This is a genomic window from Microbacterium tenebrionis, from assembly GCF_020682665.1.
GTDB lineage: Bacteria > Actinomycetota > Actinomycetes > Actinomycetales > Microbacteriaceae > Microbacterium > Microbacterium tenebrionis.
This window is the reverse complement of the sequence record NZ_JAGTTM010000001.1, coordinates 403,601-430,035: the sequence shown is the minus strand read 5'-3', so window position 1 is coordinate 430,035 and position 26,435 is coordinate 403,601. Positions and strand designations below refer to the sequence as shown.

The 26,435-nt window shown below is 69.7% G+C and carries 30 protein-coding genes and 1 pseudogene; 22 read left to right on the top strand and 9 right to left on the bottom strand.

Translation table 11 applies throughout. From position 1 onward, the window contains the following. Window positions 1-84: 84 nt before the first annotated feature. Together purB and KEC56_RS02175 are read right to left on the bottom strand one after the other, a co-directional pair. The gene (gene purB, locus KEC56_RS02180) at window positions 85-1,467 is read right to left on the bottom strand and encodes an adenylosuccinate lyase (RefSeq protein ID WP_175987772.1); all 1,383 of its coding nucleotides are present in this window, start codon (window positions 1,465-1,467) and stop codon (window positions 85-87) included. Window positions 1,468-1,490: 23 nt separating this feature from the next. Then, window positions 1,491-2,015, bottom strand: a complete 525-nt coding sequence (locus KEC56_RS02175; protein WP_175987651.1) for a low molecular weight protein-tyrosine-phosphatase — start codon at window positions 2,013-2,015, stop codon at window positions 1,491-1,493. A gap of 113 nt (window positions 2,016-2,128) precedes the next feature. Between KEC56_RS02175 and KEC56_RS02170 the strand changes: the two genes are divergently transcribed. Together KEC56_RS02170 and KEC56_RS02165 are read left to right on the top strand one after the other, a co-directional pair. Then, the gene (locus KEC56_RS02170) at window positions 2,129-2,425 is read left to right on the top strand and encodes a hypothetical protein (protein WP_175987649.1); all 297 of its coding nucleotides are present in this window, start codon (window positions 2,129-2,131) and stop codon (window positions 2,423-2,425) included. Then, window positions 2,422-3,645, top strand: a complete 1,224-nt coding sequence (locus tag KEC56_RS02165; RefSeq protein WP_227529623.1) for a hypothetical protein — start codon at window positions 2,422-2,424, stop codon at window positions 3,643-3,645. Before KEC56_RS02170 ends, KEC56_RS02165 begins: the two co-directional genes overlap by 4 nt. 6 nt (window positions 3,646-3,651) lie before the next feature. Here the strand turns inward: KEC56_RS02165 and KEC56_RS02160 are convergent, their stop codons facing one another. From KEC56_RS02160 to KEC56_RS02150, 3 genes are read right to left on the bottom strand one after another with little or no spacing between them, the layout of a single operon-like run. Then, window positions 3,652-4,053, bottom strand: a complete 402-nt coding sequence (locus tag KEC56_RS02160) for a phage holin family protein (protein ID WP_175987645.1) — start codon at window positions 4,051-4,053, stop codon at window positions 3,652-3,654. Between the two features lie 60 nt (window positions 4,054-4,113). Further along, window positions 4,114-4,476, bottom strand: coding sequence for a type II toxin-antitoxin system death-on-curing family toxin (locus KEC56_RS02155; protein WP_175987644.1), 363 nt, complete (start codon window positions 4,474-4,476; stop codon window positions 4,114-4,116). After that, window positions 4,473-4,679 (bottom strand): ribbon-helix-helix protein, CopG family, encoded by a 207-nt coding sequence (locus KEC56_RS02150; RefSeq protein WP_175987642.1) that lies wholly within the window; start codon window positions 4,677-4,679, stop codon window positions 4,473-4,475. The genes KEC56_RS02155 and KEC56_RS02150 overlap by 4 nt, the downstream gene beginning before the upstream one ends. A gap of 60 nt (window positions 4,680-4,739) precedes the next feature. On the opposite strand from KEC56_RS02150, the gene KEC56_RS02145 reads away from it, so the two are divergent. The 17 genes from KEC56_RS02145 (at window position 4,740) to KEC56_RS02065 (ending at window position 19,764) form a co-directional block, all read left to right on the top strand. Then, a complete protein-coding gene (locus KEC56_RS02145; RefSeq protein ID WP_227529622.1) occupies window positions 4,740-5,810 on the top strand; it encodes a pyridoxal phosphate-dependent aminotransferase in 1,071 nt (356 codons plus the stop codon). An 85-nt stretch (window positions 5,811-5,895) separates the two neighbouring features. Then, window positions 5,896-7,023: a thiamine pyrophosphate-dependent dehydrogenase E1 component subunit alpha gene (locus KEC56_RS02140; RefSeq protein WP_175987638.1), complete on the top strand. Its 1,128-nt coding sequence runs from the start codon at window positions 5,896-5,898 to the stop codon at window positions 7,021-7,023. After that, the gene (locus KEC56_RS02135) at window positions 7,020-8,000 is read left to right on the top strand and encodes an alpha-ketoacid dehydrogenase subunit beta (protein WP_175987635.1); all 981 of its coding nucleotides are present in this window, start codon (window positions 7,020-7,022) and stop codon (window positions 7,998-8,000) included. The genes KEC56_RS02140 and KEC56_RS02135 overlap by 4 nt, the downstream gene beginning before the upstream one ends. Window positions 8,001-8,024: 24 nt before the next feature. After that, window positions 8,025-9,359 (top strand): dihydrolipoamide acetyltransferase family protein, encoded by a 1,335-nt coding sequence (locus tag KEC56_RS02130; RefSeq protein WP_227529621.1) that lies wholly within the window; start codon window positions 8,025-8,027, stop codon window positions 9,357-9,359. 169 nt (window positions 9,360-9,528) lie between these two features. Beyond that, complete coding sequence (locus KEC56_RS02125; RefSeq protein ID WP_227529620.1) at window positions 9,529-10,527, top strand: metal ABC transporter solute-binding protein, Zn/Mn family; 999 nt, start codon at window positions 9,529-9,531, stop codon at window positions 10,525-10,527. Further along, a complete protein-coding gene (locus tag KEC56_RS02120; RefSeq protein ID WP_227529619.1) occupies window positions 10,524-11,372 on the top strand; it encodes a metal ABC transporter ATP-binding protein in 849 nt (282 codons plus the stop codon). Before KEC56_RS02125 ends, KEC56_RS02120 begins: the two co-directional genes overlap by 4 nt. Beyond that, window positions 11,372-12,259 (top strand): metal ABC transporter permease, encoded by an 888-nt coding sequence (locus tag KEC56_RS02115; protein ID WP_372456239.1) that lies wholly within the window; start codon window positions 11,372-11,374, stop codon window positions 12,257-12,259. Before KEC56_RS02120 ends, KEC56_RS02115 begins: the two co-directional genes overlap by 1 nt. A 10-nt stretch (window positions 12,260-12,269) precedes the next feature. Then, window positions 12,270-12,683, top strand: coding sequence for a Fur family transcriptional regulator (locus KEC56_RS02110; RefSeq protein WP_227529617.1), 414 nt, complete (start codon window positions 12,270-12,272; stop codon window positions 12,681-12,683). Next, window positions 12,680-13,708, top strand: a complete 1,029-nt coding sequence (locus tag KEC56_RS02105) for a permease (RefSeq protein ID WP_175987625.1) — start codon at window positions 12,680-12,682, stop codon at window positions 13,706-13,708. The genes KEC56_RS02110 and KEC56_RS02105 overlap by 4 nt, the downstream gene beginning before the upstream one ends. Beyond that, window positions 13,701-14,468 carry a TIGR03943 family putative permease subunit gene (locus KEC56_RS02100; protein ID WP_227529616.1) on the top strand — a complete coding sequence of 256 codons (768 nt, stop codon included), beginning with the start codon at window positions 13,701-13,703 and terminating at the stop codon, window positions 14,466-14,468. Before KEC56_RS02105 ends, KEC56_RS02100 begins: the two co-directional genes overlap by 8 nt. Beyond that, window positions 14,458-16,134, top strand: coding sequence for an Ig-like domain-containing domain (locus KEC56_RS02095; protein WP_227529615.1), 1,677 nt, complete (start codon window positions 14,458-14,460; stop codon window positions 16,132-16,134). Before KEC56_RS02100 ends, KEC56_RS02095 begins: the two co-directional genes overlap by 11 nt. Further along, complete coding sequence (locus KEC56_RS02090; protein WP_227530126.1) at window positions 16,134-16,808, top strand: DNA-3-methyladenine glycosylase; 675 nt, start codon at window positions 16,134-16,136, stop codon at window positions 16,806-16,808. Before KEC56_RS02095 ends, KEC56_RS02090 begins: the two co-directional genes overlap by 1 nt. A 134-nt stretch (window positions 16,809-16,942) precedes the next feature. Continuing rightward, entirely contained in the window at window positions 16,943-17,179 is a 237-nt protein-coding gene (gene rpmB, locus KEC56_RS02085) for a 50S ribosomal protein L28 (RefSeq protein WP_025102729.1), read from the top strand. After that, the gene (gene rpmG, locus KEC56_RS02080; protein ID WP_046014935.1) at window positions 17,179-17,349 is read left to right on the top strand and encodes a 50S ribosomal protein L33; all 171 of its coding nucleotides are present in this window, start codon (window positions 17,179-17,181) and stop codon (window positions 17,347-17,349) included. Before rpmB ends, rpmG begins: the two co-directional genes overlap by 1 nt. 2 nt (window positions 17,350-17,351) lie before the next feature. Beyond that, window positions 17,352-17,657 (top strand): 30S ribosomal protein S14, encoded by a 306-nt coding sequence (gene rpsN, locus KEC56_RS02075; RefSeq protein WP_175987619.1) that lies wholly within the window; start codon window positions 17,352-17,354, stop codon window positions 17,655-17,657. A gap of 389 nt (window positions 17,658-18,046) precedes the next feature. Next, a complete protein-coding gene (locus KEC56_RS02070) occupies window positions 18,047-18,334 on the top strand; it encodes an HU family DNA-binding protein (RefSeq protein WP_017203554.1) in 288 nt (95 codons plus the stop codon). 119 nt (window positions 18,335-18,453) lie between these two features. Beyond that, on the top strand, window positions 18,454-19,764 hold the full coding sequence (locus tag KEC56_RS02065; RefSeq protein ID WP_227529614.1) for an FGGY family carbohydrate kinase: 1,311 nt from the start codon (window positions 18,454-18,456) through the stop codon (window positions 19,762-19,764). Here the strand turns inward: KEC56_RS02065 and KEC56_RS02060 are convergent. The 3 genes and pseudogenes from KEC56_RS02060 to KEC56_RS02050 form a co-directional block, all read right to left on the bottom strand. Then, window positions 19,761-20,731, bottom strand: a pseudogene (locus tag KEC56_RS02060) (IS481 family transposase). The gene KEC56_RS02065 and the pseudogene KEC56_RS02060 sit on opposite strands and share 4 nt — an antisense overlap. 94 nt (window positions 20,732-20,825) lie before the next feature. Then, window positions 20,826-21,434 carry a beta/alpha barrel domain-containing protein gene (locus KEC56_RS02055; protein WP_227529613.1) on the bottom strand — a complete coding sequence of 203 codons (609 nt, stop codon included), beginning with the start codon at window positions 21,432-21,434 and terminating at the stop codon, window positions 20,826-20,828. After that, complete coding sequence (locus tag KEC56_RS02050) at window positions 21,434-22,384, bottom strand: sugar-binding transcriptional regulator (RefSeq protein WP_227529612.1); 951 nt, start codon at window positions 22,382-22,384, stop codon at window positions 21,434-21,436. The genes KEC56_RS02055 and KEC56_RS02050 overlap by 1 nt, the downstream gene beginning before the upstream one ends. Window positions 22,385-22,525: 141 nt before the next feature. On the opposite strand from KEC56_RS02050, the gene KEC56_RS02045 reads away from it, so the two are divergent. The 3 genes from KEC56_RS02045 to KEC56_RS02035 are packed head-to-tail and all read left to right on the top strand — an operon-like array spanning window position 22,526 to window position 25,280. Further along, a complete protein-coding gene (locus KEC56_RS02045) occupies window positions 22,526-23,176 on the top strand; it encodes an SIS domain-containing protein (protein ID WP_227529611.1) in 651 nt (216 codons plus the stop codon). Beyond that, window positions 23,173-24,630, top strand: coding sequence for a xylulokinase (gene xylB / locus KEC56_RS02040; RefSeq protein ID WP_227529610.1), 1,458 nt, complete (start codon window positions 23,173-23,175; stop codon window positions 24,628-24,630). Before KEC56_RS02045 ends, xylB begins: the two co-directional genes overlap by 4 nt. Before the next feature lie 8 nt (window positions 24,631-24,638). Then, window positions 24,639-25,280, top strand: a complete 642-nt coding sequence (locus KEC56_RS02035) for a transaldolase family protein (protein WP_227529609.1) — start codon at window positions 24,639-24,641, stop codon at window positions 25,278-25,280. A 14-nt stretch (window positions 25,281-25,294) separates the two neighbouring features. Here the strand turns inward: KEC56_RS02035 and KEC56_RS02030 are convergent, their stop codons facing one another. Further along, a complete protein-coding gene (locus tag KEC56_RS02030) occupies window positions 25,295-26,362 on the bottom strand; it encodes a LacI family DNA-binding transcriptional regulator (protein ID WP_227529608.1) in 1,068 nt (355 codons plus the stop codon). Window positions 26,363-26,435: the final 73 nt, after the last annotated feature.

Below are 26,435 nucleotides of genomic sequence, written 5' to 3'. Positions count from 1 at the left end.
CCTTCTCGGCGGCGGTAGCCCCGAAAGTCTTCTTTCCGGGCGCGGGCGAGGCCGGCCGACGCGCGGGACGACGGGGCGCGAGGACTACTGCGCGAGGCGCTCGGCGAGGCCCGTGTACGTCGCGGGGGTCAGGGCGAGCAGACGCTGCTTCGCGGCATCCCCGATCTCGAGGCCCTCGACGAACTCCGCCAGCTCCGCTGCGCCCACGCGGTGACCGCGGGTGAGTTCCTTCAGCAGCGCGTATGGATCGCTGATCGTCGAACGTCCGGCCACCACCTCGGCGCGGATGACGGTCTGGATGGCCTCGGCGAGGACCTCCCAGTTGTGGTCCAGGTCGTCCAGCAGCACCTCGCGGGCGAGGGAGATCTCGCCGAGGCCGCGGCGCAGGTTGTCGAGCGCGAGCAGCGAGTGCCCGAACGCGACGCCGATGTTGCGCTGCGTGGTCGAGTCGGTCAGGTCGCGCTGCATGCGCGAGGTGACCAGCGTCTGAGACAGCGAGCCGAGGAGTGCCGCTGAGAGCTCCAGGTTCGCTTCGGCGTTCTCGAACCGGATCGGGTTGATCTTGTGCGGCATCGTCGACGAGCCGGTGGCGCCCGCGACCGGGATCTGCGTGAAGTAGCCGATCGAGATGTACGTCCAGATGTCGGTGGCGAGGTTGTGCAGGATGCCGCCGACGTGACGCACGCGGTCGTACAGCTCGACCTGCCAGTCGTGCGACTCGATCTGCGTCGTGAGCACGTTGAAGCCCAGCCCCAGGCCCTCGACGTACTCGCGGGCGATGGTCGGCCAGTCGGCATCCGGGTCGGCAGACAGGTGCGCCGACCAGGTTCCGGTCGCGCCCGAGAACTTCGCGAGGTAGTCGGATGCCGCGATCTGGGCGCGCACGCGCTCCAGACGCCACGCGAACACCGCGAGCTCCTTGCCCATGGTCGACGGGGTCGCGGGCTGGCCGTGCGTGCGGGAGAGCATCGCGGCATCCGCGTGCTCCACGCCGAGTTCGCGGAGCTTCGCGATCACGGCATCCAGTGCCGGCAGCCAGACGTTCTCGACCGCGCGCTTGACGGTCAGCGCGTACGAGACCGAGTTGATGTCCTCGCTCGTGCAGGCGAAGTGCGTGAGTTCGGCGATGGCATCCAGGCCCAGAGCCGAAAGGCGGTCGCGCACGAGGTACTCGACGGCCTTCACATCGTGGCGGGTGACCGCCTCCTTCTCGGCCAGCCAGTCGATCTCGGCCTGGCCGAAGTCGCGGTACAGGCCGCGCAGCTGCTCCTTGACGTCTCCCGGGAGCGGCGAGGTCTCGAACAGCGAACGGTCGGTCAGCGCGATCAGCCACTCGACCTCGACCTCGACGCGGGCGCGGTTCAGTCCGGCCTCGGAGAGGTAGTCGCCGAGCGGAGCGACGGCAGGACGGTAACGGCCGTCGAGCGGGCTGAGCGGCTGGACGGGGAAGGCGTTCGGGGAAGTCAGGGGAATCCTCCTGATCGGGCCCCTCAGATCCGGGGCATCGTGCGGGGCGTGCGGCTCTGACGCAGGGCGGGTTCGAGCTGTCGGAACAGGCCTCGGGTCGCCGACTCAATCATAGCCAGCACCGAATCGAACATCGCGGCGTCGGCGTAGTAGGGGTCGGGGACGTCCAGGCCGTCCGCGTCGCGGTCGTACGACAGCAGCAGGGTGACCTTGCCCTCCTGGTCGTCGTCGCGCGCCCACTGCTTGAGGATGCGCTCATGCGTGCGGTCGAGCGCGACGACGAGGTCGTTCTCGGCGAAGGAGGCTGCGGTGAACTGCTTCGCGCGATGGTTCGACCCGTCGTAACCGCGGCGCTCCAGCGCCGCGAGGGTGCGGGCGTCGGCGCGCTCGCCGACGTGCCACTCGCCGGTACCGGCGCTGCTGGAGACGATCAGCGGGCCGAGCCCCTGGTGCTCGGCGAGGTCGCGGAATACCGCCTCAGCCATGGGGGAGCGACAGATATTGCCCGTGCACACGAAGATGACGCGGAAGGGGTCTGTCGGGGACACTCGTCCATTCTGCCGCGCGGGGCGGCATCGCACACCCACCAGATCAGCTCGCGTCTCGTTGTGCACATTCGGACCGGTGCGCCCACTGTGCACCGGTCATGGGATTCCCGCTCATGGCCGATGCCAGGTCGGAGGATGCTGAGCGCATGCTCAACATCGTCGCCGCCGAGGCATGGGCTTCGGACTCCCTGTGGTTCTGGCATTCGGCGCAGCGCGCGCTGCGCGATGCGATCATCGAGCTGGAGGATGCGGGTGCCGCGCTGCTTCCGCTGATCGACGCGAGCCAGTGGCATGCGAAGGGGGCGATGGCTCTGTGCGCGCTCCTCGTCGAGGAGAGGGCGCGCACTGCGGCCGAGATCGGAGAGCTCAACACGAGGCTCTGGGAGATCGAGACGATGGTGACCTCATGAGCGACGACCTCGAGATCCGGCACGGCGGCATCGTCTCGGTCGACCCCGAGGCGCTGCGCGTCGTCGCCGACGCGCTGGTCGCGCTGGCGCCGAAGTTCGCGGATGCTGCGGCCGCCGTCCGCCAGGCGCACGGATGCCTCCTCGCCCTGCCGCCGGCGACGCTGCGCGTCGACACGTCGGCATTGTGGGGGAGTGCCGAGCGGGCCGAGGCGCTGCACGCGGAGTGCCGAGAGGCGGGGGAGAACACCCGGCTCATGGCCGATGTGTTCGAGCTGGTCGAGCGCCGGGCGGAGCTCGACGCCCTGGAGATCCAGGGCAAGGCGGTGCCGGATGCCCTGTACGACCGCATCGACGATCTCGTGGCATCCGACCCGCGGATGCTCGACATGGAGGCATGGCTTCTCTCGGAGTGGGAGGACGGGCACTACGACGGTCCCGTCATCGGCGGGATCACCGCGTTCGCGGCGCTGGGACTCGGGCGCATCCCACCCGGCGTGAAGCTGGCGGGCAGCGGCGGTCCCGTGAGTCTCACGCCCGTCAGGCAGAGCGCCCCGCTCGTGCCGCCGGGCAGCCTCGCCGAGGCGTTCCGACGCTTCCCGACCGCCGATGGTGCGCAGTTGAAGGTCGAGAAGTACACCATGCCCGACGGTGCTCGTCAGTTCGTCCTGTACTCGAAGGGCACGCAAGTGAGCCTCGATCCGGACGAGCCGTTCGACATGAAGTCGAACGCTCAGTTGTACCTGAGGCAGGAGTCGGCTTCTTACGTGGCGACGGTCGAGGCTCTGGAAGCGTCAGGGGCTCGGGCGGGAGACGAGGTGCATCTCTACGCTCACTCCCAAGCGGCGATGAACGCGGCCTATCTCATCGCCCAGAGTGATTTCGACGTGACGGTGTCGGTGACGGCGGGCGGTCCGATGCAGACGGCGGCGGGTGACGACGTGCTGAAGATCGACTTCGTTCACACCGGCGACATCGTCGGCAGCCTCGCCGACGGCGGCTTCCCCGGCGGTACTGGCTCACCCGACAGCATGGTGATCACCCGCGACACCAGCTCGGTCGATCTGGGTATCCCCGATCACCTGATGTCGGAGTACGAGCACACGGCCGAACTGGTGGACGAGTCCGGGGACCCCCGCCTGGAGGCGTGGCGCGACAAGCAGCGCGTGCTCACCCAGGCCATCTCGATCGAGTCGACGGAGTACGTCGCGAAGCGGGAGTGACGCGGGTCAGTCGCGCCGCTTGCGCTTCTGCGGACGCAGGATGGCGCCGAACACGGCGTTGATGATCGAGATGATGATCGCGGCGAGCACGCCCCACCAGAAGCTCCCGACGGAGAGCCCCCAGCCGAAGCCGGAGGTGATCCAGGCCGTCAGCCAGAGCAGGAACCCGTTGATCACCAGGCCGATCAGGCCGAGAGTCAGGATGTACAGCGGGAACGCCACGACTTTGATCACCGTGCCGATGATCGTGTTCACGAGGGCGAAGATCGCACCCACCGCGAGCAGCGTGAGTACGAGCTGCAGTGTCTCGCCGGGCGGGAACGCGACGATCGCGACCTGCAGAGCGGGGATCAGCGTCACCACCCAGATGGCGAACGCGTTGATGACGACTCGGATGATGAAGCGCATGGTGGGTTCAGTCTCGCATGGTGCCAGAGGAACTGTCGCAGAATCTGCGACGATTCGAGGTCACCGGATGTGCGCGCGGAACGCTTCGGCGATCTCTGACAGTTCGAGTCGACTCTGTGCGACGGCGAGGACGAGATCAAACGCCTCGTCGTTCGTGAACGTGATGTCGAGTCCGTTGATCCGAATGAACGCGAACGTCACATACAGCGACAGTCGCTTGTTGCCGTCGAACAATGGGTGGTTCTGGGCGAGCGAGCTGATGAGCGCTGCAGCCTTCTCCGGGATATCGGGGTAGGCGTCAACGCCGAACATGCTGGCTGAGGGGCGGGCGAGCGCCGAGAACAGCAGTCCCTGGTCGCGGACGTGGAGTCCGAGCTTTTCGACGACCGCGAGCGCCTGCTCGGGTTCGATGTACTCGATCACGCGTCTTCAAGGCGGGTGATGGTCTCGGCGTAACGGTCGCCGATCTCATCGATCGCGGCGAGCACGCGCGAGGTCTTCGACTCGGTTGCGCTGAACCGCTCCGCGGCCTCGATGAGCACCGCGTGCTTGGAGATGTGTCGGGCGCGGGCGATCGCCTCGAGCTTCGCGTCGAGTTCTTCGGGGAGGCGCACCGTCATTGCCATACCAGAATGATACCACCGCGAGTTCCGTGGCGACCACGCCGGCGCTCGTAGACTCATCTCGTGACCGAGCCGATCCTTCCCCGCATCCGCCCCGAGATCGCCGCCCTGGCGCCGTACCGACAGGGCAAGCAGGCGGGCCCCGACGCGTTCAAGCTGTCCAGCAACGAGAACCCGTTCGAGCCGCTGCCCTCGGTGCTCGAAGCGCTGCAGGCGACGACGCCGATCAACCGCTATCCGGATGCCACGGCCACCCGTCTGCGCGAGCGCCTCGGCGAGCGCTACGGCGTCGGCGTCGACCAGGTGCACGTCGCGAGCGGCAGTGTCGCGATCCTCTATCAGCTCGTGCAGGCCGCGGCCTCCGTCGGCGACGAGATCGTCTACGCATGGCGCTCGTTCGAGGCGTACCCCGGGCTCGTCCTCGTCGCGGGCGCGACAGGCGTGCCCGTGCCGCTCACCGGCGACGGCCGGCACGACCTCGACGCCATGGCGGATGCCGTGACCGACCGGACCCGCGCGATCATCGTCTGCACGCCCAACAACCCCACCGGGCCCATCATCACGAGCGACGAGTTCGAGGCGTTCGTGAATCGGGTGCCGCAGGACGTGCTCATCATCCTCGACGAGGCCTACACCGAGTTCGTCACCGCGCCCGACGCCGTCGACGGCCTCGACGAGCGCGTGTTCGACAAGCACCCGAACGTCGTCGTGTTGCGCACCTTCTCGAAGGCCTACGGGCTCGCCGGGCTCCGCGTCGGCTATGCGATCGGCCACGCGAAGGTCCTGGATGCGGCCCGCTCCACCGGCATCCCGCTGTCTGTCACTTCGGCCGCCGAGGTCGCGGCGATCGCGAGTCTGGATGCCGAGGCCGAGCTGCTCGAGCGGGTCGCCGCGATCGTCGACCGGCGCACCGCGCTCGCCGAGGGCCTGCGGGCTCAGGGGTGGGACGTCCCCGACACGCAGTCGAACTTCGTCTGGCTCCCGACCGGCACTCGCACGGACGAGATCGCCGAGGCCTTCCGTGCCGCCGACATCATCGTCCGGCCGTTCTCCGGCGACGGCATCCGCATCTCCGTCGGCGAGGAGGAATCGATCGAGAAGGTGATCCGCGTGGCCGCCGAAACGCGCGGTTGAGGCCCTATCATCCGGATTCCGGGCATTTGCAAGGAGCCCCTAATTATGCGTGACCGGGCATGCCGACGTGGGTAGCGTGGGGCCCGTGACCTCGTCAGAGACCGAATTCGTACGCGTCCTGGAGGCGGACGGCAGCTACGCGCCGAACGCCGCCGCCGAGCAGTATCTACCGTTGATCGACGCGATCAGCGACGCCGAGCTCGAGCAGTTCTACCGCGACATGGTGGTTATCCGCGCCATCGACAACCAGGCGACGAACCTGCAGCGTCAGGGGCAGCTCGCGCTGTGGCCGCCCAGCCGCGGGCAGGAGGCCGCCCAGGTCGGATCCGCCCGTGCCGCCCGCGCGCAGGACACCGTCTTCCCGTCGTATCGCGAGCACGCCGTGACCCGCGTCCGCGGCGTCGATCCGCTCGGCATCATCAAGATCATGCGCGGCGTCTCGCACGGCGGCTGGGACCCGACCGACCCCGCCAACGGCAACACCCGCCTGTACACGCTCGTGCTCGGATCGCAGACCCTGCACGCCACGGGCTACGCCATGGGTCTCGCGTTCGACGGCCGGAGCGGCACCGGCGACCCCGAGCACGACGAGGCGGTCATCGTCTACTACGGCGACGGCGCATCCAGCCAGGGCGACGTGCACGAGGCCATGGTTTTCGCCGCGAGCTACCAGGCGCCGACCGTGTTCTTCCTGCAGAACAACCAGTGGGCGATCTCGGTTCCCGTCTCGACCCAGACGCGGGTGCCGTTCGCGCAGCGCAGCAGCGGATACGGCATCCCGAGCGTGCGCGTCGACGGCAACGACGTGCTCGCCAGCTACGCCGTCTCCCGCGTGGCGCTCGACGAGGCGCGCGCCGGCAAGGGTCCGCGCGCGATCGAGGCCGAGACGTACCGGCTCGGCGCGCACACGACGAGCGACGATCCGACCAAGTACCGCACGAGCGACGAGGAGCGGTCGTGGGAGCGGCGCGACCCGATCGCGCGCATGCGGGCGTTCCTCGTCGGCAGGGGCGCCGCGGAGTCGTTCTTCGACGACGTGGATGCCGAGGGCGCCGCCGCCGCGGACGATCTGCGTGTGCGTACCCTCGAGCTCGGGCCGCCGCCCGCGAACACGGTGTTCGACCATGTCTACAGCGAGCCGCATCCGCTGATCGCCGAGCAGCGCGCCTGGCGTGAGCAGTACGAGGCATCGTTCGAAGGGGGCCAGGCATGACGCTCGAGGCGATGCCGTTCGCGAAGGCGCTCAACGCCGGACTGCGCAAGGCCATGGAGGACGACCCGAAGGTCCTGCTCATGGGCGAGGACATCGGAAAGCTCGGCGGCGTCTTCCGCATCACCGAGCACCTGCAGCGCGACTTCGGCGACAGGCGCGTGCTGGACACGCCGCTCGCCGAGTCGGGGATCGTCGGCACGGCGATCGGCATGGCGATGGCCGGGTTCCGCCCCGTCATCGAGATCCAGTTCGACGGGTTCGTCTTCCCGGCGTTCGACCAGATCACGACGCAGCTCGCGAAGCTGACGAACCGCCACGAGGGCGCCGTGTCGATGCCGATCGTCATCCGCATCCCGTACGGCGGGCACATCGGCGCCGTCGAGCACCATCAGGAGAGCCCGGAGGCGTACTTCGCGCACACCCCGGGTCTGCGGGTGGTGTCGCCATCGACGCCGAACGACGCGTACTGGATGATCCAGGAGGCGATCGCGTCGAACGACCCGGTCATCTTCATGGAGCCCAAGAGCCGCTACTGGCAGAAGGGCGAGGTCGATCTCGAGCAGTCGGCCGTTCCGCTGCACACCTCGCGGGTCGTCCGCACCGGCACCGACATCACGCTCGTCGGACACGGGGCTATGGTCACGACGCTGCTGCAGGCGGCCGCGATCGCCGAGGGTGAGGGCACGAGCTGCGAGGTCGTCGACGTGCGTTCGCTGTCGCCGGTCGACTACGGCCCGATCCTGGACTCGGCGCGCAAGACCGGACGCATGGTCTACGCGCAGGAGGCGTCGGGCTTCACGAGCATCGGCAGCGAGATCGCCGCCACGGTCATGGAGCGCGCGTTCTACGCGCTCGAGGCGCCCGTGCTGCGGGTGTCGGGCTACGACACCCCGTTCCCGCCGGCGAAGCTCGAGGGAACGTTCCTGCCGGATGCTGACCGCATCCTCGAAGCCGTCGACCGCTCGATGGCCTACTGATCCCGTCGGAATGAAGGGCACCTCATGACAACGCAGAACTTCAACCTCCCCGACGTCGGCGAAGGACTCACCGAGGCCGAGATCGTCGCGTGGAAGGTCGCGCCCGGCGACACCGTCGCGGTCAACGACGTGCTCGTCGAGATCGAGACGGCCAAGTCGCTCGTCGAGCTGCCCTCGCCCTACGCAGGCGTCGTCGGCGAGCTGCTGGTGACCGAGGGGACGACCGTCGAGGTCGGGGCGCCCATCATCAGCTTCGAGTCGGATGCCGCGGCACCTGCCGCCGCTGCTCCGGCCGTGCCGCCGACTGAGGAACCGGGCGGATCCGTTCTCGTCGGCTACGGCACGGGCGGCGGTGCCACCTCGCGCCGGACTCGCCCGGCCGTCCGCCCCGTGCGCTCGTCGGTGGGTGTGATCGCCAAGCCGCCGATCCGCAAGCTCGCCCGTGACCTCGGGGTCGACCTGTCGGCCGTGGCGCCGACCGGTGCCGACGGCGAGGTCACGCGTGACGACGTGGTGAAGCACGCATCCCAGGCGAGCGTCTTCCGCAACATCGAGACTCCGGAGTGGGGCGACGTGCGCGAGGAGACCGTTCCCGCATCGATCGCACCCGTGGGCCTGTCGCGCGGCTCAGGCCCGGCTGCGCCAGGCGCGGATGCCGAGCGCACGGAGTCGATCCCCGTCAAGGGCGTCCGCAAGGTGACTGCGGCCGGCATGGTGCGCAGCGCCTACACGGCCCCGCACGTGACGGTGTGGAAAGAGGTCGACGCGACCCGCACGATGGAGCTCGTCAAGCGGCTGAAGGCCTCGCCCGACTACGCGGACATCCGGGTCTCACCGTTGCTCGTCGTCGCGCGCGCCGTGATCTGGGCGGTGCGCCGCAACCCGATGGTCAACGCCGCATGGGTCGAGACCGAGGACGGCGCCGAGATCGCCGTGCGCCACTACGTGAACCTCGGCATCGCCGCGGCGACCCCGCGCGGACTGCTCGTGCCGAACATCAAGGACGCCCACGAGCTGAGCATGAAGGACCTCGCCCGTGCGCTGAACCGGCTCACGCTCACCGCGCGCGAAGGCAAGACGCCGCCGGCCGATCAGCAGGGCGGCACGTTCACGATCACGAACATCGGCGTGTTCGGGATGGATGCCGGCACCCCGATCATCAATCCCGGCGAGGCCGGCATCCTGGCGATGGGGACGATCAGCCAGAAACCGTGGGTCGTCGACGGCGAGGTGCGTCCGCGCTACGTCACGACGGTCGCCGGATCATTCGACCACCGCGTGGTGGACGGCGACGGCATGAGCCGTTTCATCGCCGACGTCGCCGCGATCCTCGAGGAGCCCGCGCTGCTCGTGGACTGAGCGGTCTCCGCTTTCGACTCGCTCCGCTCGCTCAAGCCGTTTCGACTGCGCGCTGCGCGCTCCACTCAACGACCCGCAACGGGCTGAGCGAGCCGCAGGCGAGTTGAAGCCGCACAAGCCTCCACTGCTCGTGTTGAGAATGGTTATCATTAGCGTGTAGCATCGGAGCATGCACAAGTTCCGCGCCGCCGTCATTCTGTCCGCATCCGCCCTCGTCCTGGCCGGATGCTCGACGACGGCGAGCGCCGGCGGCGGCGATGGCGACGGTCTCATCCGCGTCACGGCATCCACGAACGTCTACGGCTCGCTTGCCGAGCAGATCGGCGGCGATCGCGTCGAGGTCACGACGATCATCGACTCCGCGGCGCAGGACCCGCACTCCTATGAGGCGACCGCCCGCGACCGCCTCGCCGTAGCCGATGCCGACCTCGTCATCGAGAACGGCGGCGGCTACGACGCGTTCGTCGACACGCTCCTCGACGGATCGGACGCGCACGTGTTCACAGCCGCCGAGTTCTCGCACGACTACCCGGGCAATGCCGGGCACGACGACGAGGCGACTGAAGAGGGCCACGACCACGCCGAGGACGAAGCGCACGACCACGAGGGCGAAGAAGACCACGAGGGGCACGATCACATCGAGGGCTTCAACGAGCACGTCTGGTTCGACCCGCACACGATGATCCACGTCGTCGAGGGCATCGCCGACGAGCTGTCCGAGCTCGACCCCGACGGCGCCGCCGACTTCACCGCCGCGGCGGACGACATCATCTCCGACCTCGAGGACGCCGAGTCCGAGCTCGAGACCATCAAGGCGGACGCCGCCGGCGCGGGGATCTTCATGACCGAACCGCTTCCCGGTTACATCGCCGCAGCCGCCGGACTCACCGACCTGACGCCCGAGGGCTTCGCCGAGGCCGTCGAGGAGGGAACCGACGTCGCCCCGGCCACGCTGCTCGAGGCGCTCGATGTCATCGGCAGCGGCGACGTGAGGGTTCTGCTCACGAACGCGCAGACCGGCGGGTCCGAGACGGACAAGGTCGAGCAGGCCGCGCAGGATGCCGGCATTCCCGTCGTCGCGTTCAGCGAGCTTCTCGAGGACGGATCGTCGTACGCTGAGTGGATGCACGACGCGATCCAGAGCCTCGCCGACGCACTGAATTCGTGAGTGCGGACGACGCGGCGCGCGGTACGAAGCGCAGCGCCCCGATCCTCGAGATCGCGGGCGCTGCGCTCCGGCGCGGAGAGCGGGAGCTCTGGTCAGGACTTGACCTGACCGTCGAGCCCGGGGAGTTCATCGCTGTGCTCGGCCCGTCCGGCTCGGGCAAGACCACCCTGATGCGGGCGATCCTCGGCCTGCAGCCCCTGAGCGCGGGCAGCATCCGGGTCGGGGGCGAAGCGGTGCAGCGCGGCAATCCGCGCATCGGCTACATCCCGCAGCAGCGCCCGCTCCCGCCGGACACGAGCATGCGCGCCCGCGACGTCGTCGCACTGGGCGTGAGCGGCACCCGGTTCGGTCTGCCGATCCCGCGCCGCGGCGACCGCGAGCGCGTCGACCGACTCCTCGAAGGAGTGGGAGCCGCGCACTTCGCCGACCGCCGCGTCGGCCTGCTCTCCGGCGGCGAGCAGCAGCGGCTGCGCGTGGGCCAGGCCCTCGCGGACGAGCCGACCCTGCTGCTGTGCGACGAGCCGCTGTCGAACCTCGACCTCGCCAATCAGGTCGGCGTCACCGAGATCATCGACCGGCAGCGGCGCGAGCGCGACGCCGCCGTGCTGTTCGTCACCCACGACATCAACCCGATCCTGGGGCGGGTCGACCGCATCCTCTACATCGCGGGAGGCCGGTTCGTTCTCGGAACCCCGGACGAGGTGCTGCAGAGCCGGGTGCTCACCGACCTCTACGGCACGCCGGTGTTCGTGCTGCGCGCCGGCAACCGGCTGGTCGTCGTCGGAGCTCCGGACGCCACGCCGCACCACGATCACGACCACGACCACGACAAGGGCGAAGCATGATGGTCCCCGCGTTCGACTGGAGCGACATCTTCTCCTTCCAGGACTACGGAGCACTCGTCGCGCTGCTGGCGAACTCGATCATCGCCGGCGCCGTGCTCGGCGTCGTCGGCGGTCTCATCGGCGTCTTCGTCATGCAGCGCGACCTCGCCTTCGCCGTGCACGGGGTCAGCGAGCTGTCGTTCGCGGGTGCCGCTGCGGCCCTGCTGTTCGGCGGAAGCGTCGTCGCCGGCTCCCTGGGCGGCGCGCTGGTGGCCGCCATCCTCATCGGCATCCTCGGTTCGAAGGCCCGCGACCGCAACTCGATCGTCGGGGTCCTCATGCCGTTCGGCCTGGGCCTGGGCATCCTGTTCCTCTCCCTGTACGAGGGACGCAGCGCCAACCGGTTCGGCCTGTTGACCGGCCAGATCGTCTCGGTCTCGAGCCCCGACCTCGGCTGGCTCGTCGGCATCAGCGCATTCGTGCTCGTCGCGCTCCTGCTGATGTGGAACCCGCTGCGATTCGACTCGCTCGACCCGGTCGCCGCGTCCGCCCGCGGCATCCCGACCCGCTTCGTGAGCCTCGCGTTCATGGTGCTGCTGGGTCTCATCGTCGCCGTCAGCGTCCACATCATCGGGGCGCTGCTCGTGATGGCGCTGCTCGTGACTCCTGCCGCCGCCGCGATGCGCGTCACCGCAGGCCCCCTGGCGGTGCCGCTGCTTGCCGCCCTGTTCGGCTTCGTGTCCGCGGTCGGCGGCATCCTGCTCGCGCTCGCCGGCACTCTGCCGGTGAGTCCGTACATCACGACGATCTCGTTCCTCATCTACGCCGGATGCTGGGCTGCCCAGCGCATCCGCGGACGCGTGCGCCGTGCCGCCTCTCCCAGGCCCGGCACAACGCTTCCGGCCTAGAATCAAGGGCATGGCTCAGCGGAACACCTGGCAGCGCGAACGCGTGCGTGAGGCGCTCTCGGACGCGCGCGGATTCGTCAGCGCGCAGACCCTGCACGCCACTCTCCGCGAGGAGAACACCGGTATCGGTCTGGCCACTGTCTACCGCGCCCTGTCCGGGCTCGCGGCATCCGGCGACGCCGACTCGCTGCAGAGCCCCGAGGGCGAAGCCCTCTACCGCGCCTGCTCGACCGAGGGCCACCACCACCACCTCATCTGCCGTTCGTGCGGGCTCACCGTCGAGATCGAGGCCAAGGACGTCGAGGCCTGGGCCCAGCGGACTGCCGCGCTGCACGGATTCAGCGAAGCCGAGCACGTCGTCGACATCTTCGGGCTCTGCACGCCCTGCGCCAAGAAGCGCGCAGGCGCCGAAGGCACCGCGTGAGCACGGCGACCGCGACACGTCCGCCGTCGCATCGACCGCCGGCACGGCGCTCACCGTGGATCGGGGTGGGCATCGGCGTCGTCGTCATCGCCGCGCTGTTCCTCATCGACCGGTTCGCCCCGACGCTCTTCCAGGACTCCCTGCCCGACCGGGCGCAGGACGGACTCACCCTCGCCCTCAGCGTGCTCATCGAGGCGCTGCCGTTCGTCGTCCTGGGTGTCGTGCTCTCGATCGTCGTTCAGGTGTGGCTGCCGCCGGATCTCATCCACCGCTGGCTGCCGCGCGCCGGGTGGGCCCGTCGCGCCGTGCTCTCGCTGCTCGGGATGCTCATCCCGGTGTGCGAGTGCGGAAACGTGCCGTTCGCCCGCGGCCTGATGATGCGAGGGCTCGCCCCGGCCGAGGCGCTGACGTTCCTCATCGCGGCGCCCATCGTCAACCCGATCGTCATCATCACCACGCACGCTGCATTCGGCTTCGACGGCGGCATCCTCGTCATCCGCCTCATCGGCGGCTACCTCATCGCGAACCTCATCGGATGGATCTACAGCCGCCATCCCGATCCCGACGCGCTGCTCACCCGCCAGTTCACGGCGACGTGCGAGCGCGTCGTGCACGAGCACGGCACGCCGACCCGCCGGAGCCTCACGCAGTTCCTCATCGAACTGCGCGCGGTGATGCCTGCCCTCGTGATCGGATCGGCGCTCGCCGGAGCCGTGCAGGTGCTCGTGCCCCGCGACGCCCTGCTCGCGATCGGCTCGAACCCCGTGCTCTCGATCGTCGCGATGATGGCGCTCGCGATGACCGTCGCGATCTGCTCGAACGTCGACGCGTTCTTCGCGCTGTCGTTCGCATCGACGTTCTCGTCGGGCGCTCTGATCGCTTTCCTCCTCGTCGGCCCGCTCGTCGACATCAAGATGCTCGCGCTGCTGCGCACGACCTTCACCGCCCGCACGCTCGTCGGCATCGTCGCCGTCGTGCTGACGAGCGCCTTCGCGATCGGGATCGGGGTGAACGTCTTTGGCTGAGTCCTCCTCCCTGTGGGCAGCGGTCGGCAACCGCTGGCTCGGCATCGGCCTCGCCGTCGTCATCTCGATCATCACGCTCGGCCTCGCCGTCACCGGTCAGCTCACGCTCTACATCAGCCCTGAGTCGATCTGGTTCGCGTGCGCGGGCGCCGTAGTCGTCATCCTCGGCGCGATCTGGTCGTTCGCGCTGCCGCTCGGTGCGGAGTCCGATCACGGTCACGATCACGGTGACATCGACGCGTCCGCCGAGCCGTCGCGGCGCCCGCTGGCGCTCGCCGGCACCATCTCTGCCGGGGTCGTCGCGACCGGTGTCGTCGTCGCAGCGCTCGTGCTGCCCCCGGCGTCGCTGTCGGTGCAGCTCGCCCTCTCTCGAGCGGATGCCGGAGGCACGCTGTTCGCCGGCGCCGACACCCCGACCCTCGGGGTCGCCGACACCACGACGTTCGGGATCGGCGAATGGTCGAGCGTGTTCGCGACCGCCTCGCGCCCCGAGGCGTACGACGGCTCGCCCGTCACCCTGGTCGGCTTCGTCACGCCGGGCGAATCGGATGCCGTGAACCTCACCCGCATGATCATCACGCACTGCGTGATCGACGCGCAGCCGGCCGCGGTGCCGGTGACGATGGATGCCGATGAGTTCGGAACCGGACAGTGGATCGAGGTCACCGGCACAGTCAAGGCGGATGACGACGGATCGCTGCGCGTGCTCCCCACGTCTGTCGAGGCCGTGGACGAGCCTAAGGACCCGTATGAGTACTGACGACCAGCCCGGCCGTCCGCAGACCCGCGCCGAGGCCCGCGCCGCGCGCGAGGCCGCCGAGCGCGAGGCGGCTGAGGCCGCGGTTCCCGAGATCCCCCAGGCTCCCGAGGACGCGAAGCTTCGATTCCCTCCGGTCGCTCAGCCCGTTTCGGCTTCGGAGGCTTCGCCTCCTCCGCTCAACGCCCCGCATGAGTCTTCCGCTGAGGCCGGGGCTTCATCTCACGGATCGTTGAGCGACCCGCAGGCGAGACGAAACGGGTTGAGCGACGAGCGGAGCGAGGAGTCGAAACCGGCATCGCCCCGCGACCGCCGCTTCCTCACGACGATGCTCGCGGTGGTCGGCGTGCTCGTCGTGATCGCCGCTGGTCTCGGCGCCGTCAGCCTGTTCCAGGGGCCGCGCATCAGCCAGGTGACGGTCGACCCGGCCGAGGCGATCCAGGTCTCGGGCAGCCGCGTGATCCTCACCGCGAATCAGTCGCTGCAGCAGATCGATGAGTCGCAGGTGACCGTCGAGCCCGACGTCCCGTTCACGGTGGATGCCGCCGGGCGCAGCATCGGCATCCGATTCACCGTGCCGCTCGACGACGCGACCGACTACACGGTCTCGATCGCCGGCGTCGCCGGTGAGGGCGGCGGGCGGGCATCCGACCTGCGCACGTCCTTCTCGACGCCGGCATCCGAGGTCTTCCTGCTGAACCGGTCCGACAAGGACGACTCGATCTTCCGCACCGACCTCTCCGGCGAGAATGCGGTGCCGGTGTTCACGCACGCGCGCATCAACGACTACCGCGCGACGGCCACCTCGCTGGTCGTCGCGGTCGAGGACGACGACGGGTCGCGCGTGCTCGTGATGGATCACCAGGGCGAGAACGTGCACGAGTTGACCCTGCCCGGCGACGGTTACGTCAGTTCGGTGCAGGTGTCGGACCGCGGCGGACTGGTCGGCTACATCTACTCCGACCGGACCATCACGGAGGACAGCGGCCGGGCGAGCGTTCTGGTGACGCAGCTGCTGAGCGGGGATGACGAGCCGCACATCGTGGAGGTGGGCGGCGAAGAGGCGAGCATCGCCGAATGGCAGTTCGTGCCCGATTCCGCCGCCGTGCTGTTCATCGACTTCGCCGGGACTCTTTCGCTCGATGACCGCTCCGGCGATGCCGGCGCACAGAACATGGGTATCGCGATGCAGCTGCTCGGGGTCTCCCGCGGCACCTACACCGCGATCGTCGAGCGCGCCGACCAGAGCATCGTGGAGCTGAACCTGGCCGACGGGTCGGAGACGCCGCTGGAGGCATCCGATCCGGATTACGGACCTGCGACGTCGATCTCGCCGTTCCCCGGCGGAACCCTGCGCCACATCGTCGCCCGCGACGAGAGCGGTCTGCCGACCGGACAGGCGATCATCCGCGTGGACGACGACGGCGCGGCCGAACCGATCATCGAGGTGGCCGCAGGCAGTGCGATCCTGCAGGCGTGCCCGTCGCCGAGCGGTCAGTACGCGGCTGTGACGGTCGCTCCGGACCTCGTCGACAACGCGTATGACGACATGCTCGTGCCGTTGCCGACCACGCTCGAGACGCACCTGATCGATCTGCGGTCCGGCGAGGAGCTGGTCGCTCTGACCGGTTTCGACGTGTCGTGGTGTCAGACGGCGCCGGCATTCTGATGCGGCGCGCGCAGCGCTCAGACCTCGAAGGCCTGCCGCTCGAGGTCGCTCCGCGTTTGCTCGGAGCAGAGCTGCGCACGGTCGTCGACGGCACCGAGGTGCGGCTGCGCATCACCGAGGTCGAGGCGTATCACGGTCAGGGGACAGGCGATGTGCCCGACCCCGGTTCGCACGCCCGTATGGGCCGCACCGCCCGCAACGACACCATGTGGGGCGAGCCGGGTCACCTGTACGTCTACCTCAGTCACGGCATCCACTCGTGCGTCAATGTCGTGTGCGGTCCGGAGGGCCTGGCGGGCGGTGTGCTGCTCCGCGCAGGTGCGGTGACCTTCGGGGCGGATGCCGCGGCATCCCGCACCGCATCCGCGACCGGCGCCGTGCGGTCAGGGCGCGACCTGGCGCGAGGACCGGGGCGGTTCGGGCAGGTGTCGGGCCTGCGGCATCCGCTTCACGATGGCATCGACGCGATCACCGGCGAGTCGTTCGCGGGGGCGACCGCGGAGCTGTGGTGGGACGAAGCGCCGGTCGACGTCGTCTCGGGCCCGCGGGTCGGGGTGGCCGGGGTCGCGGGCACGGATGCCTTCCCCTGGCGGTTCTGGATCGACGGCGATCCCACGGTGTCGCCGTTCCGCTGGGGCCGTGGCGCGGCCGAAGCGCAGGCCGTGCTAGACTGACTCCTTGTCTGTGCACACTCCTGTGCGCAGTTCGTGTGCCGCTCGATCGCTGAGCCTGTCGAAGCGTCGGCGGCGCGCAGACAAGGGATCTTGGGTGAGGCCGTCCGGTCTCACGGTAATGAAGGAGTAATCACATGGCAGCAGTGTGCCAGGTGACTGGAGCAGTTCCCGGCTTCGGTCACAACGTCTCGCACTCGCACCGCCGGACGAAGCGCCGCTTCGACCCGAACGTGCAGAAGAAGACCTATTTCGTTCCGTCGCTCGGTCGTAAGATCACGCTCAACGTGTCCGCCAAGGGCATCAAGGTGATCGACGCCCGCGGCATCGAGAACGTCGTCAAGGACCTCCAGGCGAAGGGTGTGAAGCTCTAATGGCCAAGAAGGCTCAGGACGTCCGTCCGATCATCAAGCTGCGTTCGACGGCAGGCACCGGTTACACCTACGTGACCAAGAAGAACCGTCGTAACACCCCCGACCGTCTCGTGCTCAAGAAGTACGACCCGGTGGTCCGCAAGCACGTCGAATTCCGCGAGGAGCGCTAAACATGGCGAAGAAGAGCAAGATCGCTCGCAACGAGCAGCGCAAGGTCATCGTCGCCCGCTACGCGGAGCGCCGTGCCGAGCTGAAGAAGACCCTGGTCGACCCGAACGCGACCGACGAGGCCCGCGAGGCCGCACGCGTCGGCCTGCAGAAGCTGCCGCGCAACGCGTCGCCGGTTCGCGTGCGTTCGCGTGACGCCATCGACGGACGCCCCCGTGGAATGCTGACCAAGTTCGGCATCTCGCGCGTGCGCTTCCGTGACATGGCCCACCGTGGCGAGCTGCCCGGTGTGACCAAGTCGAGCTGGTAAGCACCGCTTGAAAGGGGCGAGGATCTTCGGATCCTCGCCCCTTTCGCGTTTCCGGGGCCCGCCTGCGGAGGGGGCGCATATGGCGGCCTGCCCCACGTGATGACGGCCACCTGCGACCCCCGCCTCTCGCTGCACGCGGGGAAGGGGCGCGTATGGCGGCCTGCGGCGTGCGACAGCGACCACACGCGACCCCTCCCGCGTGCGCAGCACCCCCGAAACGTGTGACGGATGTGACTGATGTGACTCGACACGCCTGAAAAAAGCCCAAAACCCGCGAAATGACGCGGAAATACGGGTGTCGGTTGGTACATTCGAGGCGGTCGATCGACCAGGAGCATCCGCTCCGACAAACACGACAATGCGACGTGACATCGTCGCTGGAGGATGACATGGCTGACAAGTCCATCACCAAGACCGAGCTCGTCGCGAGCATCGCTTCCGCCACCGGCCAGAGCCAGGCCACCGTCTCGGGCGTCCTCGACTCGCTCTTCGCCACGGTCTCGGACGCTGTTGCCAAGGGCAGCAAGGTCTCGATCCCGGGCTGGATCTCGTTCGAGCAGGTCGACACCGCTGCCCGCACCGGCCGCAACCCGCAGACCGGCGCCGAGATCAAGATCCCGGCCGGCAAGCGCGTCAAGGTGACCGCCGGCTCCAAGCTCAAGGCTGCCGTCAAGTAAGACTGCTCCCTTCAACGAAGGCCGCCCCGATCGGGGCGGCCTTCGTCGTTTCCACTTCGAGCGGGTGGATGGCACCCGTATTGAGCGTATAGCTGTCCAATCATGCCAAGATCACAAGTATGGTGCTCGTGGCGGGAATCGATTCCTCGACCCAATCCTGCAAGGTGGTCGTGGCGGATGCCGTCTCTGGTCGGGTGGTGCGCGAGGGGCGCGCCCCGCACCCGCCGGGCACCGAGGTCGACCCCGAGGAGTGGTGGCGGGCCCTGCGGGCGGCGATCGCGGCGGCCGGCGGTCTCGACGACGTACACGCGTGGGCCATCAGCGGGCAGCAGCACGGTCTCGTCGCCCTCGACGGCGACGGCAGGGTCGTGCGTCCGGCCCTGCTGTGGAACGACCTGCGCTCGGCCGACGCCGCCGAGGCGCTCATCGCCGAGCACGGCGCAGCGACCCTCGCCGAGCGCACCGGTCTCGTGCCGGTGCCGTCGTTCACGCTCACGAAGGTGCGCTGGCTGCGCGAGCATGAACCCGAGCACGCGGCCCGGGTGCGGGCGGTGGCGCTGCCGCACGACTGGCTGATCTGGCGATTGCGCGGATTCGGCCCGGACGCCGAGCGCGGACCCGACCTGGACGAACTCGTGACCGACCGGTCGGAGGCGTCGGGAACGGGATACTGGACCGACGCCGGATACGACCGCGAACTGCTCGGTGCAGCGCTGGGCAGGGATGCGATCCTGCCCAGGGTGCTCGCCCACGACGCGTCCGTGCGGGATGCCGCCGGTCGTCGCGTCGGCCCCGGCTCCGGCGACAACGCAGGCGCGGCGCTGGGACTCGGCGCCGGTGTGGGCGACGTGGTGGTCTCGATCGGCACCAGCGGCACGGTGTTCGCGACGAGTGCGCACCGCACGGTCGATCCGTCCGGCACGGTCGCGGGATTCGCCGACGCGGTGGGCGGCCACCTGCCCCTCGTCGCCACGGTCAGCGCCGCGCGCGTGCTCGACACGCTGGCCACCCTGCTCGGCGTGGACCACGAGGAGCTCGGTCGGCTGGCGCTCGCATCGACTCCCGGTGCGGGCGGGCTGACGCTGGAGCCGTACTTCGAGGGCGAGCGCACGCCGAACCTGCCGGATGCCACCGGCACCCTGTTCGGCATGACGCTCGCCTCCACCACGCGGGAGAACCTCGCCAGGTCCGGCTTCGAGGGCGTGCTCGCGGGCCTACGGCACGGGCTCGACGCGATCCGCGGACTCGGCGTGCCCGCGCGGCGGGGCATCCTCATCGGCGGAGGGGCGCGCTCAGCGGCCGTGCGAGCGATCGCGCCGCTCATCCTCGATATCCCGATGACCGCGCCGCCCGCCGGCGAGTTCGTCGCGTGGGGCATGGCGCGGCAGGCGGCCCGCACCCTCGGGCACGAGCTGCCGCCCGCGGCCTAGCTGTACTGACCTCGACCGTTGTTGATTCGGTCGATGGGGGTCTTGCCTCCGATGCCGAGGTGGGCTCTGTCTAGGTTGTAGTGGTCGAGCCAGGTCGTCAATGCTGCTCTGCGGTCGGTGTTGGAGGCCCAGGGGCGGGCGTAGGCCCATTCGGCGGCGAGGGTGCGGTTGAGGCGCTCGACCTTTCCGTTGGTCCAGGGGCAGTGCGGCCGGATGAACTTCTGTGTGATGCCGTGTGCGTCGATCACGCCTCGGAACGCGGTCGAGTGGCGATAGGCGAAGGCGTTGTCGCTGATCACTCGCTCGACCGTGACGCCGAGGGCCTGGTAGAACGCGATGGCCCGCTCCAAGACACCGGCGGCGGTGACGCCCTTCTCGTCGTCGTGGATCTCCGCGTATGCAACCCGGGAGTGATCATCGATCACGGTGTGGATGTAGTCGTAACCGATCCCGCGGCCGCGGACCTTCTCGCTTCGCCCGTGTGCCCGCCACCCACCACCGTCAGGGATCCGACCTAGCTTCTTCACGTCGATATGAATCAACGAGCCGGGATGGTCATACTCGTAACGGCGGGCAGAGCGGCGGGTGGCGCGGATCACGGTCCCGGTCACCGGGTCCACCTCCCGCAGCAGCGCGGCGTGATGCCGACGGAGCACTCGACCGACGGTCGAGGCCTGCATCCCGAGCTTGCTCGCGATGAACACCGGGCCGCGACGGGTGAGGTGCCGCATGATCCGCACCCGCGTCTCCCGACACGGTTCCGTCCGGCAGGGTGAGACCTGGCGACACTGGACCGATCCGCCAACCCCGCAGGGCCAGCCTCTCTGAACCTGCGCCACCACCGCCATGCCGTCGTGCGAGAGATGCCCATCTCAGCCGCCACATGCGCGACCGCACGCCCTGACTGGATGCGCTGAACCATGATCAACCTGCCGGCTGGAGTCAACCGGGCATTAGCGTGGGACACGAGAAGCCTCCGTGTGTTCGAGCTGAAGAACTAGACAGCTCCAACTCGACACCGGAGGCTTCTCCTACGTCAACAACGATCCGGGTCAGTGCACCTAGCGCTCGAGCAGGTCGGCCCAGGCCGCCTCGCCGTCGAACACGAGGTCGGTGCCGACGACGACCCAGTCCGCGCCAGCTCGTGCGAGGGCGTCCGCGTGCTCACGCCGCACGCCGCCGTCCACGCCGAGCAGGCGATCGGGCGAGGCCGTCCTGAGTGTGTCGAGCTTCGCCAGCACGCCGTGGTCGAAGGCGCTGCCGGCCTGCCCCGGCACGATCGACATGCACAGCACCGCGACGTCGGAGGGCACGGTCGCCGCATCGGTCTGAGGGGAGACGGCCAGCCCCGGTCGTGCACCGCGGCGCACGACGCGATCGAGGGCCGACTTCCAGTCGTCGCTCTCGAGATGCACGATCACGAGGTCGCAGAAGTCGGCCCACGCATCGACGTCCTGCGCCGACCGGTGCGCCATCACGTGTGCCTCCGCCTCCAGCCCCGACGCGGCGGCGAGAGCGGCGGCGGCTTCGGGCGAGAACCCGCCGGCCGCCGCGAAGCGACCGTCGGTCGTGTCCCAGTGCAGGTGGCGCAGGCCCGCGTCGCGCAGCCGCAGCGCGGTGGCGAGACGTGCGCCCTCCGGAACCGACCACAGCGACCCGGCGATCCGCATCAGGAGTCCTCCGCCAGCACGGCCTGCGCGAGTTCGTGATCCGTGAACAGCTCGGTGATGAGGCCGACGCGGGAGACGGTGCGGATGGCGTCGGCCTTCGCCGCGCCGCCAGCGACCGCCACCACCCGCGGCACCTTCTGCAGCTGCTCGTAGGAGATGTTGACGCAGCGGTCCTGGAAGTCGGCGTCGACGGGGGTGCCGTCGCTCTGGATCAGGATGCCGGCGATGTCGGCGACGCAGCCCTTGCTGAGTGCGTTCGCGAGGTCGTCGATCGGCAGCACGTCGCGCACCTGCGACACCGGCGGGTTCCAGGCGCCGACCGAGAGCAGGGCCGTGGTGACCGCGGGGAACAGGTCCATCGCCGACCGGATGTCTGGGTGGCGGCGCAGGCTGGTGGCGGTCTCCCTGTCGTCGACGATCAGCGGCGAGAAGATCGGGTACACGTCTCCGCCGGAGCGCCGCGACGTCTGCCGCACGACCTCGATGGGGGATGACGCGAGGTCGCCGGCGACCACGCCGGTGAGCTGCACGATGGACAGTCGCGGCAGGTGCTCGAACTGGCTCGCGGTGGCGGTGAGGGTGCGGCCCCACGTGACGCCGAGCACCTCGTCCTCGTGCAGCGTCTCGCTGAGAGCACGGGCCGCGACGGCTCCGATCTGACGGCGTACGTCGTCGTCGTCGCCGTGTGAGCGGACGACGAGGCAGTGGTCGAGGCCCAGCTTCTCCTGCAGGCGCTGACTCAGCTCCACGTCGGGCAGCCCCCAGTCGTGGATCTCGATCGTGACGATGCCCTCCTCCTTCGCGCGGGCGAGCAGGCGGGCCACCTTGAAGCGGGAGATGCCGAGGGAGCCGGAGATGTCGACGCGGGGGCGGTCGTCGATGTAGTGGGCTCTGGCGACGGCCGCCATGAGGGCGCGGTCCTGATCCACGCCCTTCGTGGCTTCGCTCATTTGAGCGTCGAAATCACGAAACTGTGACATATGTGACGGTTGCCTTTCCTCCGGCCCGAAGCATTTCCTATGCTCAAACGTACATCCAAGCATCACAGATGAGCGCGGCTGAGTTTCACTGCGTGATCGAAGGAGAACGTGTTGACGGTCAATGACGACATCCTGGCGGTAGCGCGCGAGCGGCTCCGAGCCGAAGCCGACGCCGTGACGGCCCTGATCGACACGCTCGACGACTCCCTCGTCACCGCCGCGTCGCTGATCCTCTCCGGCACGGGCAAGCTCTTCATCGGCGGCTCCGGCACCTCGGGCACCGTCGCGCGGCGCATGGCGCACATCCTCTCCGTCACGGGCACACCGTCGCTGCCCTTCTCGCCCATGGACGGACTGCACGGCGCATCGGGCGCCATCGCCGCGGACGACATCGTGCTGCTGATCTCGAACGGAGGCGCGTCCGACGAGGTCGTGCAGCTGGCCCGCATCGCCCGCGGTCGCGGAGCCCGCGTGATCTCGCTCACGCGCAGCCACGAGACACCGCTCGCCCTGCTCGCCGACCACAGCGTGGCCGTGGCCGTGCGGCCGGCAGCCGACATCGGTGGCATCGTCGCGACCGGCATCACGATCGCGCAGTCCGCGTGGGGCGACGCGCTCGCCGAGGTGCTCATGCGCGGACGCGGCTATACCTGGGCCGAGTTCATGACCACGCATCCCGCCGGAGCCGTCGGCCGGCTGGAGGATCTGCCCGCCGACCCCGAGCGCATCGCGGTGCCGCCGTTCGAGGGAGCGACGCGATGATCGAGGTCGTCGCCGGCGTCGACAGCTCCACGCAGTCCTGCACCGTCGAGCTGCGCGACGTCATGACCGGTGCGCTGGTCGCGACGGGTCGCGCCCCGCACCCGGTGACCCACCCGCCCGTGAGCGAACAGGACCCCGAGGCGTGGTGGAGTGCCCTAGTCGCCGCCATGGCCGATGCTCGCCGAGACGTCGACGTGCGCATCGTGGGCGTGGGCGTCGGCGCCCAGTGCCATGGGCTCGTCGCGTCCGGCGCCGACGGCACGGTGCTGCGCCCCGCGCGACTCTGGAACGACACGACCTCCGGCCCGCAGGCCGCCGCCCTGCTCGAGCGCCACCCGGCATCGTGGTGGGCGCAGCAGATCGGCATCGTGCCGTCGGCCGCCATCACCATCTCCAAGCTCGCGCTGCTCGCCGAGACCGAGCCGGAGACCTTCGCGCGCGTGCAGCACCTGTCCGTGCCGCACGACTGGCTCACCTACCGCCTCACCGGCCGTCGCATGACGGACCGCTCCGATGCATCCGGCACCGGCTACTACTCGGCAGCGACTGGGCAGTGGCGCACCGACATCCTCGACGCGCTCGTCGCCGAACGCGACTGGACCCCGCTGCTGCCCGAGGTGCTCGCGCCCGACGAGGCGGCAGGGCGCATCCTGCCCGATGTCGTCGCGGAGCTGGGCATCGATCCGTCCGCCCTGGTCAGCGCCGGAGGCGGCGACCAGCACCTCGCGGCCCAGGGCATCGGTCTCGGCGAGGGCGACATCGCCTACAGCCTCGGCACGTCCGGCGTCGTGTTCGCCACCACGCCCGACCCCGTCATCGACGTGACGGGCGCGGTCGACGGCGTCGCCAACGTGACCGGCGGCTACCTGCCCCTCGTGTGTACCCTCAACGCCACGAAGGTCACCGACACGGTCGCGCGGCTGCTCGCCGTCGACCACACCGAGCTGACAGCGCTGGCCCTCGCCGCGCCCCTCGACGCCGAGCGCCCCGTGCTCGCCGCCTACCTCGACGGGGAGCGCTCGCCGCGACTGCCCGGCGCGCGCGGCATGCTCGCCGGCCTCACCACCGCCACCACTCGCGAGGAGCTCGCGCTCGCCGCATTCGAGGGCGTCGTGCTCGGCCTGGTCCGCGGGGAGCGGGCCCTCGACGCGCTCGGCATCCCGGTGTCCGGCCACACCATCGCGATCGGCGGCGGCGCGCGCTCCCTCGCCTACCGCCAGATCATCGCCGACATGACCGGTCGCGCCGTGCACACCGTGGACGCGCCGGAGGGCACCGCCCGTGGCGCCGCGATCCAGGCCGCGGCGGTGCTGCGCGGCGAGACCGTCGCCGACGTGACGGCCCAGTGGCGCCCCGAGGTCACCTCCGTGACCGAGCCCGCCGCCGACCGCAGCGACGTGTGGGACCGCTACATCCGCGTCGCCGATCTGCAGGCCGACGGCGACCGCTTCTAGGAGGACCCATGCTCTACATCGACAGCGCCGACCGCGACCAGCTCGCCCCGCTCCTGGACACCGGACTCTTCTCCGGCGTGACGACCAACCCGACGATCCTCGACCGGTCCGGCCTCTCGGCCGCCGACCTGCCGGCGCTCGCCGCGTGGCTGCGCGACCGCGGTGTGCGTCGCTTCTACGCCCAGGCCACCGGCGAGACCGTCGAGGAGGTCCGCGCGACCGCCGCACGCATCGCCGACCTGGGCGACGACGTGGTCATCAAGCTCGTGTCGACCGCTCCGGGCCTAACGGTGGCGCGCGAGCTGACCGATGCGGGACGCTACGTGCTGGTGACCGCGGTGTACCACCCGACCCAGGCGCTGCTCGCGGCCGCGGCCGGAGCACAGGAGATCGCCCCCTACGTGGGGCGCACGAGCGAGAGCGGCCGTGACGGCATCGCGCTCGTCGCACAGATCGCACGATCCGCGCCGGACGTGCGCATCCTCGCGGCCAGCCTGCGTTCCGCCGACCAGGTGGCCGAGGTCGCCGCGGCCGGAGCCCACGACCTCACGCTCGCCCCCGCCGTCGCCCGCGCGCTGTTCGAGGACGAGCTCACCCTCGCGGCCAGCGCCGAGTTCGAGGCCCTGGTCGCCGCGGCGGTGCCGTCATGACGTGCGACGGGAACTCAGGCGCGGGGCGGCCCGCTGGTCGCCCTGACCTCGAGCGACGTGGGCAGGAAGCGACGGCGCGGCGCGTCGGCGAGTGCGCGGCTCAGCAGCATCTCCCCGGCGATGCGGCCCTTGTCGACGAGCGGCTGGCTCACGGTGGTCAGCCCGACGCGCCCCGCCTCGGGGATGTCGTCGAAGCCCGTGATGGTCAGGTCGCCCGGCACGCTGAGGCCCTGCCGGCGCGCGGCCTCCAGCGCGCCGATGGCCAGCACGTCGCCGAAGCAGCACACGGCGGTCAGGTCCGGATGGCGCTGCCGCAGCGCCTGCAGGGCGGCGGCCCCGGACTCGACGGCGTTCTCGAAGCGCTCCTCCACGACCAGCGGTACGCCCCCGAGGCCGTCGCGCAGGCCGGCGATGCGGTTGCGCTGCACGGAGTATACGGCCTGCGTCCAGCGCTCCTCGTCTGCGGGACCGTTGTACCGGCTGCGGCCGAGCCGCGACGTGATCACGCCCACCTTGCGGTGTCCGAGGCGGGCGAGGTGCGCGCCGAGCTCGGCGGCGGCCGCCCTGTCGTCGAGTCCGACCCAGTCGGCCGTGTGGTCGTCGCGGGGCTCGTCGACGACCACGGTCGGGAGCTGTCGACGGAGCGCAGCGCTGAGGTGCGGATCGCCCTCGGGCACAGAGTAGAAGACGAAACCGTCGACGACGGCCCCCATCACGTTGGAGACCCGCGAGTCGTCGAGCGGGGGACCGGCCGGCAGCAGCAGCAGGTTCAGTCGCGCCTCCTGCAGCGTGGTGGAGAGACCGGCCAGCAGAGCGACGGACGCCGGGTCGGCGAGCGCGAACGGCATCTCGTCGGTGAAGACCACGCCGATGGTCTCGGACTTGCCGCGGCGGAAGCGCCGCGCGGCCGCGTCCGGCCCGGCGTAGCCGACCGCTTCGGCCGTCGCGAGCACGCGGTTCCTGACGTCGTCGCTGACGCGCTCCGGGTGGTTGTAGACGTTCGAGATCGTCGCAGGGGACAGGCCGAGGGAGCGGGCGATGCTCGTCAGCGTCGGCGGCGTCGTACCCGGCGTCTTCGTCATTCCCTCAGCGTAGTTGATTTGACGTTTCAACAACCAGACGGTGCCGTCGTGCGCCGCAGATTTCCCGGAAAAT

Excerpts from the sequence above, each read along its gene's own strand:
- rpsN (WP_175987619.1), top strand. The coding sequence starts at position 17,352 with ATGGCGAAGAAGAGCAAGATCGCTCGCAACGAGCAGCGCAAGGTCATC.
- KEC56_RS02035 (WP_227529609.1), top strand. The coding sequence starts at position 24,639 with ATGCTCTACATCGACAGCGCCGACCGCGACCAGCTCGCCCCGCTCCTG.
- KEC56_RS02150 (WP_175987642.1), bottom strand. The coding sequence starts at position 4,679 with ATGGCAATGACGGTGCGCCTCCCCGAAGAACTCGACGCGAAGCTCGAG.
- KEC56_RS02165 (WP_227529623.1), top strand. The coding sequence starts at position 2,422 with ATGAGCGACGACCTCGAGATCCGGCACGGCGGCATCGTCTCGGTCGAC.
- KEC56_RS02095 (WP_227529615.1), top strand. The coding sequence starts at position 14,458 with ATGAGTACTGACGACCAGCCCGGCCGTCCGCAGACCCGCGCCGAGGCC.
- KEC56_RS02170 (WP_175987649.1), top strand. The coding sequence starts at position 2,129 with ATGGCCGATGCCAGGTCGGAGGATGCTGAGCGCATGCTCAACATCGTC.
- KEC56_RS02070 (WP_017203554.1), top strand. The coding sequence starts at position 18,047 with ATGGCTGACAAGTCCATCACCAAGACCGAGCTCGTCGCGAGCATCGCT.
- KEC56_RS02110 (WP_227529617.1), top strand. The coding sequence starts at position 12,270 with ATGGCTCAGCGGAACACCTGGCAGCGCGAACGCGTGCGTGAGGCGCTC.
- rpmG (WP_046014935.1), top strand. The coding sequence starts at position 17,179 with ATGGCCAAGAAGGCTCAGGACGTCCGTCCGATCATCAAGCTGCGTTCG.
- KEC56_RS02115 (WP_372456239.1), top strand. The coding sequence starts at position 11,372 with ATGGTCCCCGCGTTCGACTGGAGCGACATCTTCTCCTTCCAGGACTAC.
- KEC56_RS02050 (WP_227529612.1), bottom strand. The coding sequence starts at position 22,384 with ATGAGCGAAGCCACGAAGGGCGTGGATCAGGACCGCGCCCTCATGGCG.
- rpmB (WP_025102729.1), top strand. The coding sequence starts at position 16,943 with ATGGCAGCAGTGTGCCAGGTGACTGGAGCAGTTCCCGGCTTCGGTCAC.
- KEC56_RS02055 (WP_227529613.1), bottom strand. The coding sequence starts at position 21,434 with ATGCGGATCGCCGGGTCGCTGTGGTCGGTTCCGGAGGGCGCACGTCTC.
- KEC56_RS02090 (WP_227530126.1), top strand. The coding sequence starts at position 16,134 with ATGCGGCGCGCGCAGCGCTCAGACCTCGAAGGCCTGCCGCTCGAGGTC.
- KEC56_RS02030 (WP_227529608.1), bottom strand. The coding sequence starts at position 26,362 with ATGACGAAGACGCCGGGTACGACGCCGCCGACGCTGACGAGCATCGCC.
- xylB (WP_227529610.1), top strand. The coding sequence starts at position 23,173 with ATGATCGAGGTCGTCGCCGGCGTCGACAGCTCCACGCAGTCCTGCACC.
- KEC56_RS02135 (WP_175987635.1), top strand. The coding sequence starts at position 7,020 with ATGACGCTCGAGGCGATGCCGTTCGCGAAGGCGCTCAACGCCGGACTG.
- KEC56_RS02125 (WP_227529620.1), top strand. The coding sequence starts at position 9,529 with ATGCACAAGTTCCGCGCCGCCGTCATTCTGTCCGCATCCGCCCTCGTC.
- KEC56_RS02065 (WP_227529614.1), top strand. The coding sequence starts at position 18,454 with ATGGTGCTCGTGGCGGGAATCGATTCCTCGACCCAATCCTGCAAGGTG.
- KEC56_RS02130 (WP_227529621.1), top strand. The coding sequence starts at position 8,025 with ATGACAACGCAGAACTTCAACCTCCCCGACGTCGGCGAAGGACTCACC.
- KEC56_RS02160 (WP_175987645.1), bottom strand. The coding sequence starts at position 4,053 with ATGCGCTTCATCATCCGAGTCGTCATCAACGCGTTCGCCATCTGGGTG.